General features: G+C 61.3%; 9 protein-coding genes and 1 other RNA gene. 4 read left to right on the top strand and 6 right to left on the bottom strand.

Going from position 1 to position 15,857, the window contains the following annotated elements; translation table 11 throughout:
- Positions 1-58: 58 nt before the first annotated feature.
- The 6 genes from ffs to AC3ITA_RS09165 all read right to left on the bottom strand — a co-directional run bounded on the left by ffs (position 59) and on the right by AC3ITA_RS09165 (position 9,317).
- Positions 59-155: signal recognition particle sRNA small type (gene ffs, locus AC3ITA_RS09190), an RNA gene on the bottom strand.
- 111 nt (positions 156-266) lie between these two features.
- Entirely contained in the window at positions 267-1,433 is a 1,167-nt protein-coding gene (locus tag AC3ITA_RS09185; protein WP_489280061.1) for a zinc-binding metallopeptidase family protein, read from the bottom strand.
- Positions 1,434-1,605: 172 nt separating this feature from the next.
- Positions 1,606-3,963 carry an NAD-dependent DNA ligase LigA gene (ligA, locus tag AC3ITA_RS09180; RefSeq protein WP_489280059.1) on the bottom strand — a complete coding sequence of 786 codons (2,358 nt, stop codon included), beginning with the start codon at positions 3,961-3,963 and terminating at the stop codon, positions 1,606-1,608.
- Between the two features lie 91 nt (positions 3,964-4,054).
- Positions 4,055-4,909, bottom strand: a complete 855-nt coding sequence (gene zipA / locus AC3ITA_RS09175) for a cell division protein ZipA (protein ID WP_095943273.1) — start codon at positions 4,907-4,909, stop codon at positions 4,055-4,057.
- A 257-nt stretch (positions 4,910-5,166) separates the two neighbouring features.
- Positions 5,167-8,655 carry a chromosome segregation protein SMC gene (smc, locus tag AC3ITA_RS09170; RefSeq protein WP_489280058.1) on the bottom strand — a complete coding sequence of 1,163 codons (3,489 nt, stop codon included), beginning with the start codon at positions 8,653-8,655 and terminating at the stop codon, positions 5,167-5,169.
- A gap of 2 nt (positions 8,656-8,657) precedes the next feature.
- The gene (locus AC3ITA_RS09165; protein ID WP_095943271.1) at positions 8,658-9,317 is read right to left on the bottom strand and encodes a GntR family transcriptional regulator; all 660 of its coding nucleotides are present in this window, start codon (positions 9,315-9,317) and stop codon (positions 8,658-8,660) included.
- 277 nt (positions 9,318-9,594) lie between these two features.
- Here AC3ITA_RS09165 and xdhA point away from each other — a divergent pair, with 277 nt between their 5' ends.
- The 4 genes from xdhA to guaD all read left to right on the top strand — a co-directional run bounded on the left by xdhA (position 9,595) and on the right by guaD (position 15,714).
- On the top strand, positions 9,595-11,049 hold the full coding sequence (gene xdhA, locus AC3ITA_RS09160; protein WP_150671829.1) for a xanthine dehydrogenase small subunit: 1,455 nt from the start codon (positions 9,595-9,597) through the stop codon (positions 11,047-11,049).
- Positions 11,042-13,441 (top strand): xanthine dehydrogenase molybdopterin binding subunit, encoded by a 2,400-nt coding sequence (gene xdhB / locus AC3ITA_RS09155; protein ID WP_489280056.1) that lies wholly within the window; start codon positions 11,042-11,044, stop codon positions 13,439-13,441. The genes xdhA and xdhB overlap by 8 nt, the downstream gene beginning before the upstream one ends.
- Positions 13,442-13,558: 117 nt before the next feature.
- Positions 13,559-14,401 carry a xanthine dehydrogenase accessory protein XdhC gene (gene xdhC, locus AC3ITA_RS09150; protein WP_414927931.1) on the top strand — a complete coding sequence of 281 codons (843 nt, stop codon included), beginning with the start codon at positions 13,559-13,561 and terminating at the stop codon, positions 14,399-14,401.
- Between the two features lie 8 nt (positions 14,402-14,409).
- Positions 14,410-15,714, top strand: coding sequence for a guanine deaminase (gene guaD, locus AC3ITA_RS09145; RefSeq protein ID WP_095943267.1), 1,305 nt, complete (start codon positions 14,410-14,412; stop codon positions 15,712-15,714).
- Positions 15,715-15,857: the final 143 nt, after the last annotated feature.

The following is a 15,857-nucleotide window of genomic DNA, read 5'->3' as shown; positions in this document are numbered from 1 at the left end:
AAAGCCTGATTTCAGAGAGATAACGCGAGAGAACACTCGCGCGGCGTTAAGGTGGTAACCCCACCAGCCACACCCCGGCACACAATGTTCCCGCTGTGGCTGCTTCCTTCCGGATCTGACCAGGTTCACGGGTAATCGTTGCGGGGGGACCGATGGGGTCACCATAACGACGCTCACCTGTCGGCGAGCCGCGCCATTGTACCTATCTGAGACGAAGTTACAACCGTTGGTTTCGGAATAAAAATATGAGGGGCTTCAAGCACTTGCTATTGCGCCTCTAGCACTTCGTCCGCCCTGCCGCCCTCCTGCTGAATCACCAGGTGAATAAAGTGCAGCTTGGCAATGACGGCTGGCGGCAGGACGAACGGATAGAAATCCGGCTGCCCCATGCTGCGTGACAGCTCATTGAGCATGCCCGCCAGTTCGATCCACGCATTGACGAACGACAGGAACGCCGCGCCGCCGGGATGCTGTGGATCGTAGAGGGTATCCAACGGAAACGGCTGATAGTCGAAGTCCATTTCCCGGGCACTCATGCCAAAGCCCAGCGCGGTGTCCACCGCATCCATCATGTGCAGGTAATGCGCCCAGGTTTCGGCCCAGTCTTCCCACGGGTGCATGGTGGCGTAGGCGCTGACGTAGTGCTGCTGCCAGTCGAGCGGTGCGCCCTGCTGATAATGCCGCTCGAGGGCTTCGGCATAGCTGGCGCGCTCATCGCCGAACACTGCGCGAAACGGTTCAAGCCACTGGCTATTGGCGATCAATCGATCCCAGTAGTAATGCCCGACTTCGTGACGAAAATGCCCGAGCAAGGTGCGATAGGGTTCGTGCATTTGCACCCGCACCTGCTCGCGGTGGGCATCGTCGGCTTCCTTGATATCGAGGGTGACCAGACCATTGGCGTGCCCGGTGGTGGGCGGTTTGCCTTCGAGGTCCACGCCGATGAAGTCGAAGGCAAGGCCCGTGTCTTCATCGACGGTCTTGGGAATCACCTGCAACCCCAGGCTGAGCAGTTGCGCGACCAGACGCCGCTTGGCGGTTTCCACCTTGCGCCAGCGCTCGTGGTTGTCGGTTATCGACAGGTCGGGAATGGTGCGGTTGAGGCTGCAGGCAAGGCACCACACGTCATGGTCATTGGCAGGCAGCAACCAATTACAGGCCGCCGGGGAGTCGAGGTTGGCGCAGCGGCGAAACAGGCCAGCCCCGGGATCGGCATCGAGCAGCCAGGTGCCCGCTTGTACACCCGGCTGCAGCGAGGACAAGCGACTCTGCTCTGGCTGATAGCCCAACGCCGCCGAGCAGGCCAGGCACTGGCTGTTGCGAAAGAACAACGACTGCCCGCAACGGCAGGGCCAGACCTTGCTGTTGCGCGAACTTTCACCCATGAACGGTGCGGCGATGCGCGAGCTGAGCTGCTCGAAAAAACGGTACATGGCGATCTCTCCCTGAGGCTTGCAGAGACTAGATCATTTACCAGACAGGATCGTTCCCAGGTCGAACGCAACACCTGTAGGAGCGAGCCTGCTCGCGATGGAGTGTCAGTCGACATCAATGCGCCTGATCCACCATCGCGAGCAGGCTCGCTCCTACAGGTTGAATTGCTGCTCAATCTACCTTGCCGTACCCGCGCAATGTTTCAACAAACGCCTCTTCATCCAGCACTTTCAACCCCAATTCATTGGCCTTGGTCAACTTCGAACCAGCCCCCGGCCCGGCCACCACGCAATGGGTCTTGGCCGACACCGAGCCGGCGACCTTGGCGCCGAGGCTTTCGAGTTTGTCCTTGGCGATATCGCGACTCATCAACTCCAGCGAGCCGGTCAACACCCAGGTCTGCCCGGCCAGGGGCAAGCCTTCGACGACCTTCTTCTCGCTCTGCCAGTGCATGCCGAAATCGGCCAGTTGCTTCTCCGCCGCCTCGGCCAATTGGCGATTGTCTTCGACCGCAAAGAACTCGCGCACCGAATTGGCCTGCTTCTCCGGCAGCGCCTGGCGCATGTCCAGCCAGTCCGCGCCGATCACCGCCTGCAGCGAGCCGAATTTGTCCGCCAGTTTCTGCGCCCCGCCTGGTCCGACCAGGGGAATATGCAGCTTGTCGAGGAAACCACCCAGGGTGGTGCTCGCCGAAAACTCGGCACCCAACTCGCCCTGATCCTGGATCTGCATACCATGCCTGAGCAAATCAGCGATCACCTGCTGGTTATGCGCATCCTCGAAGAAGCTGTGGATCTCGTGCGCGACTTCCAGGCCGACATCCGGCAAGTACGTCAGCACCTGGGGCAAAGCCTGTTGCACCCGCTCCAGCGAACCCAGGGAGCGAGCCAGGACCTTGGCTGTCTCCTCGCCGACATCGGGAATCCCCAGGGCGTAGATGAACCGCGCCAGGCCCGGCCTCTTGCTGTCTTCGATGGCGCCGAGCAGGTTCTTGCTCGACAGTTCGGCAAAGCCTTCCAGATCGACGATTTGCTCGAAGGTCAGGGCGTACAGATCGGCCGGCGAGCTCACCAGGCCTTCGTCGACCAGTTGCTCGACGCTCTTCTCACCCAAGCCTTCGATGTCAATGGCACGACGGGAAACGAAGTGAATGATCGCCTGCTTGAGTTGCGCGCCACAGGCCAGACGACCGACGCAGCGATACACCGCGCCTTCGCTGACCGTCTCGCGGCCCTTGCTGCGCTTGATCAACTGCGTGCGCTCGACATGGGAGCCGCACACCGGACACTGTTCCGGAATCTGCACCGGCCGGGCGTTTTCCGGACGGCGCTCCATGACCACTTGCACCACCTGCGGAATCACGTCACCGGCGCGGCGGATGATCACCGTGTCGCCGATCATCAGGCCCAGGCGCGCGACCTCGTCCATGTTATGCAGTGTGGCGTTGGCCACCGTGACACCGGCGACCTTGACCGGTTTCAGACGCGCCACCGGCGTCACCGCCCCGGTGCGGCCGACCTGGAATTCCACATCGAGCAGCTCGGTGAGTTCTTCCATCGCCGGGAATTTGTGGGCGATGGCCCAACGCGGCTCACGGGCGCGAAAGCCCAGTTCGCGCTGGGAGGCAATGCTGTTGACCTTGAATACGACGCCGTCGATTTCATACGGCAGCGCATTGCGACGCTCACCGATGTCGCGGTAGTAATCCAGGCACTCGGCGATGCCGTGCGCCAGTTTCAGCTCATGACTGATCGGCATGCCCCAGGCCTGGAGCTGCTGCAAATTGCCGATGTGCGTATCGGCAATGTCCGCCGACACCTGGCCGATGCCGTAGCAGCAGAACTCCAACGGGCGATTGGCGGTGATCTTCGAATCCAGCTGGCGCAAACTGCCTGCCGCCGCGTTGCGCGGGTTGGCGAAGGTCTTGCCGCCGACCTCCAGTTGCGTGGCGTTGAGCCGCTCGAAACCGGCCTTGGACATGAACACTTCGCCGCGCACTTCCAGGGTCGCCGGCCAGCCGGTACCGTGCAGCTTGAGCGGGATGTTGCGTACGGTGCGCACGTTGACGCTGATATCTTCGCCGGTGGTGCCATCGCCACGGGTGGCGCCGCGCACCAGGATGCCGTCCTGATACAGCAGGCTGACGGCCAGGCCATCGAGCTTGGGCTCACAGCTGTACTCGACTGTCGCGCCGCCACCGAACAGATCACCGGCCGGCAGGTCCAGGCCTTCGGTCACCCGGCGGTCGAACTCACGCATGTCGGTTTCTTCGAAGGCGTTGCCGAGGCTGAGCATCGGCACTTCGTGACGCACTTGGGTAAACGCCGACAGCGCCGCGCTGCCCACTCGCTGGGTTGGCGAGTCGCTGGTGATCAGTTCGGGGTTGGCCGCTTCCAGCGCCTTGAGCTCGTTGAACAAGCGGTCGTACTCGGCGTCCGGAATGCTCGGCTCGTCGAGCACGTGGTAACGATAGTTGTGCTGATCCAGCTCAGCGCGCAGCTCTAAAATACGGTTCTTGGCGGCGGTCATGGGTGTTCTCTCATAAAGCAAAAGAGCAGCCGAGGCTGCTCAATCTGTTTTGCCGATCATCCCGCGCACCGCGCGGGAATAACCATTTCAATCAACGTTTCTGGGTCAAGGCGCGGCGCTCGAACTCGACGATGCGCTGACGGTAGTGCTCGATCGTCTGGGCGGTCAGTACGCTGCGCTGGTCGTCCTTCAGCTCACCGTTGAGCTCCTGGGACAATTTACGTGCCGCTGCCACCATCACGTCGAAGGCTTGCTTCGGATGGCGAGGGCCTGGCAGCCCCAGGAAGAAGCTCACCGCCGGAGTGCTGAAGTGGTCGATGTCGTCCAGGTCGAATACGCCAGGCTTGACGGCGTTGGCCATGGAGAACAGCACTTCACCGTTGCCGGCCATGCTTTCGTGGCGATGGAAAATGTCCATCTCGCCGAAACGCAAACCGCTCTCCAGAATGTTCTGCAACAGCGCCGGGCCCTTGAAGCCGGCAGCGTCGCGGCAGATCACGCTGATCACCAGCACTTCTTCCGCTTGCGGCTGATCCTTGTCGTTGACTGCTGGCGCGGACTTGCTGTCATCCGGGAAATCGTCGTCGCGGCTGCTGAAGCTCGGGCCGCCGTCCAGGTCCAGGCTGAGGTTCATGTCGCCCTGGGAAGGCTCGCTGTGGCCACGCTTGCCGCGCTTGGAACCCGACTCGCGAGGCTCGCGGGCCGGCATGCTGACCGAAGGCAGGTCCTGCTCGTCCAGCTGCGGCTCTTTATGTCCGTCCAGCACACGCGGCGGGCCCAGCAGTTCGGCGCTGCTGTCCTCGTCCGGCAGGTTGGACAGACTTCGATCAAGACGGAACTTCAGTTTTCCCTTGCCGCCGCGCATACGGCGCCAGCCATCGAAAAGAATACCGGCAATGACAATAATGCCGATGACGATCAGCCACTCGCGCAGACCGATTTCCATGTAATCCCGTGCCTCTATAAAAAATGCTGAAAAATAAGGGGTTTACAACCTGCAAACCGCTTTAAAACGTGGCGCCAACTCTATGTTCTGACAGGCGTTTTGCCCACGTATACGAAAAATTGACATTAAACTAGCACGACCAAAGGCAACTTTACACCGTCTACCACCTTGGCTAGCGCGAATATGTCGATTGGCCAGCAAGTCGAAGGCAGGAAAAGAGTCCTACAGACCGCAAACATTCCTCCTACAACCACGACTCAGGCATCCACCATCGCCATCGCCTCCTCGACATCCACCGCCACCAGACGTGAACAACCGGGTTCGTGCATCGTCACACCCATCAGTTGTTCAGCCATTTCCATGGCGATCTTGTTGTGGGTGATATAGATGAACTGCACTGTCTGTGACATCTCTTTTACCAATCGCGCGTAGCGTCCAACGTTAGCGTCATCCAGTGGCGCGTCAACCTCATCGAGCATGCAGAACGGCGCCGGGTTCAATTTGAAGATCGCAAAAACCAGGGCCAATGCGGTCAGGGCTTTTTCGCCGCCGGAGAGCAAATGGATGGTGCTGTTCTTCTTTCCTGGCGGCTGCGCCATGATTGTTACCCCTGTATCGAGTAAATCTTCGCCCGTCAGTTCCAAATATGCGCGGCCACCACCGAAAACTTTTGGGAAAAGCGCCTGTAAACCGCCATTGATCTGATCAAAGGTATCCTTGAAACGGTTGCGGGTTTCCTTGTCGATCTTGCGAATCACGTTCTCAAGGGTTTCAAGGGCTTCCACCAGATCGTCGTTCTGGGCATCCAGATAACGCTTACGCTCCGATTGTTGCTGGTACTCATCGATGGCCGCCAGGTTGATCGCGCCCAGGCGCTGGATCCTGGCGGCGATGCGCTCGAGCTCTTCCTCGGCATCCTTCTCGCTGGCCTCGGCCGTCAAGGTCGCGAGTACGCCGTGGAGATCGTAGCCGTCTTCCAGCAATTGGTCCTGCAAGGTCTTGCGGCGCACGGTCAGGGCTTGCCATTCCATGCGCTGGGTTTCGAGCTGGCTGCGAATCAACTGGGATTGCTGTTCGGCCTGGCTGCGGCGCTTCTCGGCGTCGCGCAGTTCGCGGTCGGCGTCTTCGAGGGCGATCTGCGCGGTCTTGAGCTCTTCGTCGACGGTCATGCGCTTGTCGAGCAACTCCTCGAGTTTCAGGCGCAGCTCTTCCAGCGGTGCTTCGCCCTCCTCCAGATTGAGGCTCAATTGCTCGCGCTTTTCGGTCAGGCGCTCGGACTGCATCTCCAGACGCTCCAGCGCCTGGCGTGTCGAATCATGCTGCGCCTTGAGCGAGCCCAGACGCACCGCCAACTGATGGGCGTGATCCTTGTGTTGCCGCGCTTCCTGACGCACCCGGTCCAGACGTTCACGCAGGCTGTCGCGCTGGGCCAGCAGCAACTCACGCTGCTCGGTGTCCAGCGCCATGCTGTCGAGGGCTTCCTGCAATTGCAGGCGCGCTTCGCCGATGTTTTCGTGCTCCAACGCTCGCTGCTCATCGAGCTCGATAAGCTCTTCGTCGAGACGGGTACGGCGCAGGGTCAATTGTTCGGCCTTGGCTTTGCCGGCGGACAATTGAGCCTTCAATTCACCTTGTTGACGCGCTTCGTCCTGCAGCAAACGGCGCAAATGTTCGCGACCGTTTTCCTGCTGACGCTGCTGCGCCCGGAGATTCTGCAGTCGGGTTTCCAGGGTTTCGACAGCGGCTTCACGCTCTTCGCGCTCCAGGCCCAGTTGCTGGATTTCCTGGCCGCGGGCCAGTACGCCGCTTTCCGCTTCACTGGCCCGACGCACCCGCAGAAAATGCCGGCCGACCCAATAACCGTCACGGCTGATCAGGCTCTGCCCGGCAGCCAATTGAGCCCGCAGGGCCAAGGCCTGTTCGAGGCTATCGACCGGCTTGACCTGCCCCAGCCATGGCGACAGATCGAGCTGCGCCTCGACCTTGTCCAGCAGGCTGCCCGGTATCCGTACGCCATCGCTGGACGGACTGAGCAAACGCAAGTCGCCCTGGGCAAAACCCGACAGATCGAAATCGTTGAAATCGTCCACCAGCACCGCTTGCAGGTCGGCGCCGAGCACGGTTTCCACGGCCAGCTCCCAACCGGCCTCAACCTTCAGGCCTTCGGCCAGGCGCGGGCGATTCGCAAGATTCTGTTCGCGCAGCCATTCGGCGGTACCGGTACCCGGATCGAGCGCCGCTTGCTGCAAGGCTTCGAGCGAAGCCAGCCGACCGTTGAGGCGCTGCAAATCGCCCTGGGCCTGCTGCTGCGCGGTCAGCGCCTGCTGCAGTTCCTGACGCAACTGCTCGAGCTTTTCGACCTGCGCTTCTTCGCTGGTCTGCAAATCCTCGAGCGTTGCTTCGGATTCGGCGAGCTGCTCGCTGAGTTCCATGATCGCCGCGTCTTCCGGGTCCGCCGAGAGCAAGGCGCGCTCTTCGCCAAGACGCTTCTGGCGATCGGCCAGGCGCTCCAGGCTGGTTTCCAGCTGCTGGATCCGCGACTGCTGCACTTCGGCCTGACGACGCGGCTCGGCGGCGGTGAGATTGAACGTATCCCACTGCTCTTGCCAACCGTGCATGGTGGTTTCGGATTCTTCCAGCGCGGCAGCGGCCTCTTCGGCGGCGGCGCTGGTGACTTCCTGCTCCGGGGTGAGCATGTTCAGCTCTTCGCCAAGGGTCAGCAGCAGCGTGCGGTCGTGCCCCAAATGCGATTCGGTTTCCAGGCGTGCGCGCTCGGCTTCTTTCAGGTCATCCTGCAACTGGCGCAAACGCTGCTGGCCGTGCTGGATGCTCTGCTCGACCCGGGCAATGTCGCCGCCGACCGAATAGAAGCGCCCCTGCACCAGGTTGAAGCGCTCCGACAGGTCATGATGCCCGTCACGCAGGCGCTCGATGCTCGCATCGGCGTTGCGCTGCTCGGCCACCAGGGCTTCGAAAGAAACTTCCTGGTTACCGATGATCGCTTCACGCTGGCCGACCTGATCGTTCAGCGCCTGCCAGCGCAGGGCCGACAGCTGGGCCTTGAGCTGACGCTCCTCGCCCTTGAATTCCTGATACTTTTTGGCGGCCTCGGCCTGGCGGTGCAAGCGTTCGAGCTGACGCTCAAGCTCTTCGCGCAGGTCGGTCAGGCGCTCAAGGTTTTCGTGGGTGCGGCGGATGCGGTTTTCCGTCTCGCGCCGGCGCTCCTTGTACTTGGAGATGCCCGCGGCTTCTTCGATGAAGTTGCGCAGGTCCTCGGGCTTGGACTCGATCAGCTTGGAAATCATCCCCTGCTCGATGATCGAGTAGCTGCGCGGGCCAAGACCGGTGCCGAGGAAGATGTCGGTGATGTCGCGGCGCCGGCATTTAGTGCCGTTGAGGTAATAGGTGGTCTGGCTGTCGCGGGTCACTTTGCGGCGAATGGAGATTTCCGCGTAGGCGGCGTATTCCCCGAGCAAGGTGCCGTCGGAGTTATCGAACACCAGTTCGATGCTCGCCTGGCTCACTGGCTTGCGGCTGGTCGAGCCGTTGAAGATGACGTCGGTCATCGATTCGCCGCGCAGGTTCTTCGCCGAACTCTCGCCCATCACCCAGCGCACGGCGTCGATGATGTTCGACTTGCCGCAGCCATTGGGCCCGACCACCGCCGCCATGTTACTGGGGAAGTTCACCGTGGTCGGATCGACGAAGGACTTGAACCCCGCCAGCTTGATGCACTTGAGCCGCAAGATCAGGCGTCCGTCAGGGCGGAGATCACCAGATCGCAACTGCGCTGGGCGTAAGCCGTCAGCACCACGCGAATCTGTGCAAAGTCACGGGCCAGCACGGCAGCGAGCAAGCGTTCGAACAGCTCGAGGAATTCGCTCATCGACGCTTTGCGCAGGTCCAGCGCGAGGAAATACGCACGGCTCATGGCCGGCTGCAGATTCTCGACTGTTTCCTGCAAGTACGGATTGTTGGCGAATGGGTACGCGGCGCGCATCACATTGAAGCTGTCGTCGACGAACGTGCGGATGTCCTGACGCTCAAAGCTGGCCGTCAGGCGTTGCTGGATCTGCACGAACGGCGCCATGTCGGCCTGGGTTTTCCAGCCGCTGGCCACGGAGTTACCGAGCAGAATATAGAGTTCACTCATCAGCGTGCACAGGCTCTGGACCTTATGCGGCGTGAGCTCGGTAACGTGGGCTCCCCGTCGCGGCAGAATAGCGATCAAGTGCCGACGCTCGAGGATCAGCAAGGCCTCGCGGACCGAACCACGGCTGACATTGAGGGCCAGCGTGACCTTCTGTTCCTGGATGCGCTCCCCGGGCTTCATTTCACCGCGAATGATGCGTTCGGCGAGGTGGTGAGCGATTTGCTCGGCGAGGCTGTCCGGCGCCTTGAACGTCATGGTTGTCCTTCAAACTCTTTGATCTGTACAAGCGGCGCAGTGTAGCGCAATTGCTGCACCATGGCGGAGTGCCCGCCCGGAGGTTTTTGGCACGATTCAAGCAAATTCAAGCAAAAAGGCAGGCTATCGAAGCAACGACAATAATTAAGGAACAGGTGGTTAATCGACAAATTGCAATTTCCTGACCTTTAAGTCAGAAAATCATTGACCGAAAAGTCAGACCTGCTAAATTCAGTTCCTATCGGTTAACAACAATAATGAGTCTGCGAGGCCTTCCGTGATCCAGTTTTTACTAAACCAGGAACTCCGTAGCGAGCACGCCCTGGACCCGAACCTGACCGTGCTCAATTATCTGCGCGACCATGTGGGCAAACCCGGCACCAAAGAAGGCTGCGCCAGCGGTGACTGTGGCGCCTGCACCGTGGTGGTCGGCGAATTGCAGACCGATGACGACGGCCGCGAACACATTCGCTATCGCAGCCTCAACTCGTGCCTGACCTTCGTGTCGTCCCTGCACGGCAAACAACTGATCAGCGTTGAAGACCTCAAGCACAAGGGTGAACTGCACAGCGTGCAGAAAGCCATGGTCGAGTGCCACGGCTCACAATGCGGTTTCTGCACCCCCGGCTTCGTGATGTCGCTGTTTGCCCTGCAAAAGAACAGTGATGCACCGGATCATGCCAAGGCCCACGAAGCACTGGCCGGCAACCTCTGCCGTTGCACCGGCTACCGGCCGATCCTGGAAGCCGCCGAGCAATCCTGCTGCGCCAAGCAGCCGGACCAGTTCGACGCTCGCGAAGCCGACACCATCGCGCGCCTCAAAGCCATTGCCCCGACCGATATCGGCGAACTCAACAGCGGCGACAAACGCTGCCTGGTGCCGCTGACCGTGGCCGACCTGGCCGATCTCTATGACGCTTATCCACAGGCCCGCCTGCTGGCCGGCGGTACCGACCTGGCACTGGAAGTCACGCAGTTCCACCGCACCCTGCCAGTGATGATCTACGTCGGCAACGTCGCCGAAATGAAGCGCATCGACCGTTTTGACGACCGTCTGGAAATCGGCGCCGCCACGGCCCTGTCCGATTGCTACGAAGCCTTGAACGCCGAGTACCCGGACTTCGGTGAATTGCTGCACCGCTTCGCCTCCTTGCAGATCCGCAACCAGGGCACCCTTGGCGGCAACATCGGCAACGCCTCGCCGATTGGTGACTCGCCGCCCCTGCTGATCGCCCTCGGCGCGCAGATCGTGCTGTGCAAAGGCGAAACCCGCCGCACCCTGGCGCTGGAAGACTACTTCATCGATTACCGCGTCACGGCGCGCCAGGAAAGCGAGTTCATCGAGAAGATCATCGTGCCCCGCGCCAGCGTCGAAAAACTGTTCCGCGCCTACAAGGTTTCCAAGCGCCTGGACGACGACATCTCGGCCGTCTGCGCCGCCTTCAACATTCGCCTGGAAAACGGCGTAGTGGCTGAAGCCCGTGTCGCCTTCGGCGGCATGGCCGCCATCCCGAAACGCGCCGCCGCCTGCGAAGCCGCATTGCTCGGTGCGCCGTTCAACAACGCCACCGTTGAACGCGCCTGCGCTGCCCTGGCCGAAGATTTCACGCCGCTCTCGGACTTCCGCGCCAGCAAGGAATATCGCCTGCTCAGCGCGCAGAACCTGCTGCGCAAATACTTCATCGAACTGCAAACACCGCACATCGAGACTCGGGTGACCGCTTATGTCTAATCATCACGCCGTAGAGAAGACCCAAGCCGAATTGGCTGAACTGTTTGCCAAGGACCTGACCACCGGTGTCGGCCGCAGCGTCAAGCACGACAGCGCCGCCAAGCATGTGGCCGGTGAAGCGCAATACATCGACGATCGCCTGGAGTTTCCGAACCAGTTGCACGTTTATGCGCGCATGTCCGACCGTGCCCACGCGCGGATCATCAGCATCGACACCTCGCCCTGCTACGCCTTCGAAGGCGTGCGTATCGCCATCACCCACGAAGACGTGCCGGGCCTGAAAGACATCGGTCCGTTGCTGCCGGGCGATCCGCTGCTGGCCATCGATACCGTGCAGTTCGTCGGTCAACCGGTGATCGCCGTGGCGGCGAAAGACCTGGAAACCGCGCGCAAGGCGGCCATGGCCGCGATCATCGAATACGAAGACCTGGAACCTGTGCTGGACGTGGTCGAAGCCCTGCGCAAGCGCCACTTCGTCCTCGAAAGCCACACCCATCAGCGCGGCGATTCGGCCACGGCGCTGGCCACCGCCGAACATCGCATCCAGGGCACGCTGCACATCGGCGGCCAGGAACACTTCTACCTGGAAACCCAGATCTCTTCGGTGATGCCGACCGAAGACGGCGGCATGATCGTCTACTGCTCCACGCAGAACCCCACCGAAGTGCAGAAACTGGTGGCCGAAGTGCTGGACGTGTCGATGAACAAGATCGTCGTCGACATGCGTCGCATGGGCGGCGGTTTTGGCGGCAAGGAAACCCAGGCAGCCAGCCCGGCGTGCCTGTGCGCAGTGATCGCGCACCTCACCGGCCAGCCGACCAAGATGCGTCTGCCACGGGTCGAAGACATGCTGATGACCGGCAAGCGTCACCCGTTCTATGTCGAGTACGACGTGGGCTTCGACAGCACCGGCCGCCTGCACGGCATCAATCTGGAACTGGCTGGCAACTGCGGGTGCTCCCCTGACCTGTCGGCGTCGATCGTCGACCGCGCGATGTTCCACTCGGACAACTCGTACTACCTGGGCGATGCGACCATCAACGGTCACCGCTGCAAGACCAACACCGCGTCGAACACCGCCTACCGTGGTTTCGGCGGCCCGCAAGGCATGGTCGCCATCGAAGAAGTGATGGACGCCATCTCCCGCCATCTGGCCCTGGATCCTTTGGCTGTGCGCAAGGCCAACTACTACGGCAAGACCGAGCGCAACGTCACCCATTACTACCAGACCGTCGAGCACAACATGCTCGAAGAGATGACCGCGGAACTGGAAGAAAGCAGCCAGTACGCCGAACGTCGCGAAGCGATCCGTCGCTACAACGCCAACAGCCCGATCCTGAAAAAAGGCCTGGCGCTGACCCCGGTGAAATTCGGTATATCCTTCACCGCCAGCTTCCTCAACCAGGCCGGCGCGCTGGTGCACGTCTACACCGACGGCAGCATCCACTTGAACCACGGTGGCACCGAAATGGGCCAGGGCCTGAACACCAAAGTCGCGCAGGTCGTGGCCGAAGTGTTCCAGGTGGAAATGGACCGCGTGCAGATCACCGCCACCAACACCGACAAAGTGCCGAACACCTCGCCGACCGCCGCTTCCAGCGGTGCCGACCTGAACGGCAAGGCCGCGCAGAACGCCGCCGAAACCATCAAGCAACGCCTGGTGGAATTCGCGGCTCGCCAGTACAAGGTCAGCGAAGAAGACGTGGAATTCCACAACGGCCACGTGCGAATCCGCGATCACATCCTGACCTTCGAAGCGCTGATCCAGCAGGCGTACTTCGCCCAGGTGTCGCTGTCGAGCACAGGCTTCTACAAGACCCCGAAAATTTATTACGACCGCAGCCAGGCGCGCGGCCGTCCGTTCTACTACTTCGCCTTTGGCGCGGCGTGCTGCGAAGTGCTGGTCGACACCCTGACCGGCGAATACAAGATGCTGCGCACCGACATCCTCCACGACGTCGGCGCCTCGCTGAACCCGGCCATCGACATCGGTCAGGTCGAGGGCGGTTTCATCCAGGGCATGGGCTGGCTGACCATGGAAGAACTGGTGTGGAACAACAAGGGCAAGCTGATGACCAACGGCCCGGCCAGCTACAAGATCCCGGCCGTGGCGGACATGCCGCTGGACCTGCGGGTCAAGCTGGTGGAGAACCGCAAGAACCCGGAAGACACGGTGTTCCATTCCAAGGCCGTGGGCGAGCCGCCGTTCATGCTCGGCATCGCCTCGTGGTGTGCGATCAAGGACGCCGTGGCGAGCCTGGGCGACTACAAACATCAACCGAAAATCGACGCCCCGGCGACCCCGGAGCGAGTGTTGTGGGGCTGTGAGCAGATGCGTCAGCTGAAGGCGGCGAAAGCTGTCGAGGCTGAGACCGAGTTGGCTTCGCTCTAAAACCGAGGTGCGCCTATCGCGAGCAGGCTCACTCCTACAGGGGAATGCATTTCAAATGTAGGAGTGAGCCCTGCTCGCGAAGAGGCCGGAACAGACAACAGAGATGTTGAGGTGTTTATGTACAACTGGATCGACGCCCTCGCCGACCTGCAAAACCGCGGTGAGCCCTGCGTGCTGGTGACCATCATCGAAGAGCTCGGCTCGACGCCGCGCAACGCTGGCTCGAAGATGGTCATCAGCGCGAACCAGAGCTTCGACACCATCGGTGGCGGGCACCTGGAATACAAGGCCATGAAGATCGCCCGCGAGATGCTCGCCAGCGGCAAGCAGGACACCCATCTGGAGCGTTTCAGCCTCGGTGCCAGCCTTGGCCAATGCTGCGGTGGCGCCACGGTATTGTTGTTCGAACCGATGGGCCAGGTGCAGGCGCAGATCGCCGTGTTCGGTGCCGGCCACGTCGGCCGCGCCCTGGTGCCACTGCTGGCCAGCCTGCCCTGCCGGGTGCGCTGGATCGACTCGCGCGAAGATGAATTCCCCGAGCAGGTCCCCCATGGCGTACGCAAGATCGTCAGCGAAGAACCGGTAGACGAAATCGACGACCTGCCCGCTGGCAGTTACTGCATCGTGATGACCCACAACCATCAACTCGACCTCGAACTGACCGCTGCGATCCTCAAGCGCAACGACTTCGCCTACTTCGGCCTGATCGGTTCGAAGACCAAACGGGTGAAGTTCGAACATCGCCTGCGCGACCGCGGTTTCGACAACAGCGTCGTGCAACGCATGCGCTGCCCGATGGGTATCGGCGAAGTCAAAGGCAAGTTGCCTGTGGAAATCGCCATCTCCATCGCCGGCGAAATCATCGCCACCTATAACGCGAACTTCGGTCAGCACACCGCCAGCGCCGGATCGATTGCCAAACTGCTGCCTGCGTCACGCCGCAGCCAAGCCTCCCATTGAGAACCCTCATGCCTCTGACTCGCAAAGCCTACCGCGCCGCCATCCTGCACAGCATCGCCGACCCAGCCGTCGTGGGCATCGAAGCCTCCTACGAGTATTTCGAAGACGGCTTGCTGGTTGTGGAAAACGGCCAGATCAGTGCCCTGGGCCACGCCAGCGAACTGCTGCCGACCCTGCCGGCCGACATCGAGATCACCCACTATCAGGATGCACTGATCACCCCCGGCTTCATCGACACCCACATCCATTTGCCGCAAACCGGCATGGTCGGCGCCTATGGCGAGCAATTGCTGGACTGGCTCAACACCTACACCTTCCCGTGTGAAAGCCAGTTCGCCGACAAGGCCCACGCCGACCAGGTCGCGGACATTTTCATCAAGGAACTGCTGCGCAACGGCACCACCACGGCGCTGGTATTCGGCAGTGTGCACCCACAATCGGTGAACTCGTTCTTCGAAGCCGCCGAACAGCTCGACCTGCGGATGATCGCCGGCAAGGTGATGATGGACCGCAACGCCCCGGACTACCTGACCGACACCGCCGAATCCAGCTACGTCGAAAGCAAGGCACTGATCGAGCGCTGGCACGGCAAGGGTCGCCTGCACTACGCGGTCACTCCACGCTTCGCACCGACCAGCACCCCGGAACAGCTGACCCTGGCCGGCCAATTGCTGACGGAATACCCGGATCTGTACATGCAGACCCACATCAGCGAAAACCTCAAGGAAATCGAGTGGGTCAAGGCGCTGTTCCCGGAGCGCAAGGGTTACCTGGACGTCTACGACCACTACCAGTTGCTCGGCGAGCGCTCAGTGTTCGCCCACGGTGTGCACCTGTGCGATGACGAGTGCGCTCGACTGGCGCAAACCGGTTCGGCCATCTCGTTCTGCCCGACCTCGAACTTCTTCCTCGGCAGCGGCCTGTTCAACCTGCCGATGGCCGAGAAGCACAACCTGAATGTCGGCATCGGTACCGATGTGGGCGGCGGCACCAGTTTCTCACTGCTGCAAACCCTCAACGAAGCCTACAAGGTCATGCAGCTGCAAGGTGCGCGCCTGAGCCCGTTCAAGTCGCTGTACCTGGCCACCCTCGGCGGCGCCCGCGCACTGCGCCTTGAGGACAAGATCGGCACCCTGCAACCGGGCACGGACGCCGACTTCCTGGTGCTGGACTACAACGCCACGCCGCTGCTGGGCTATCGCCTGAAGCAGGCCAACAACATTGCCGAGACGTTGTTTGTGTTGATGACCCTGGGGGATGACCGGACGGTGCAGCAGACCTATGCGGCGGGGAATCTGGTGCATCAGCGCTAAATTTCCTCAGGCATAAAAAAATCCCCCGCAATCGTCAGATCCGGGGGATTTTTTATGCCCTTTGTAGGAGCGAGCCTGCTCGCGATGAACCTGAGGGCGCCACGGGGGTGCCAGGCTTTACGCGTAATCGTTAACGACCATCG

This window comes from Pseudomonas sp. GL_090, from assembly GCF_057837765.1.
This window is presented reverse-complemented; position numbering and strand designations above follow the sequence as displayed.

What these genes read in the sequence shown, in the direction of transcription:
- AC3ITA_RS09185 (WP_489280061.1), bottom strand. Translation starts at nt 1,433, where the DNA reads ATGTACCGTTTTTTCGAGCAGCTCAGCTCGCGCATCGCCGCACCGTTC.
- guaD (WP_095943267.1), top strand. Translation starts at nt 14,410, where the DNA reads ATGCCTCTGACTCGCAAAGCCTACCGCGCCGCCATCCTGCACAGCATC.
- xdhC (WP_414927931.1), top strand. Translation starts at nt 13,559, where the DNA reads ATGTACAACTGGATCGACGCCCTCGCCGACCTGCAAAACCGCGGTGAG.
- zipA (WP_095943273.1), bottom strand. Translation starts at nt 4,909, where the DNA reads ATGGAAATCGGTCTGCGCGAGTGGCTGATCGTCATCGGCATTATTGTC.
- ligA (WP_489280059.1), bottom strand. Translation starts at nt 3,963, where the DNA reads ATGACCGCCGCCAAGAACCGTATTTTAGAGCTGCGCGCTGAGCTGGAT.
- xdhB (WP_489280056.1), top strand. Translation starts at nt 11,042, where the DNA reads ATGTCTAATCATCACGCCGTAGAGAAGACCCAAGCCGAATTGGCTGAA.
- AC3ITA_RS09165 (WP_095943271.1), bottom strand. Translation starts at nt 9,317, where the DNA reads ATGACGTTCAAGGCGCCGGACAGCCTCGCCGAGCAAATCGCTCACCAC.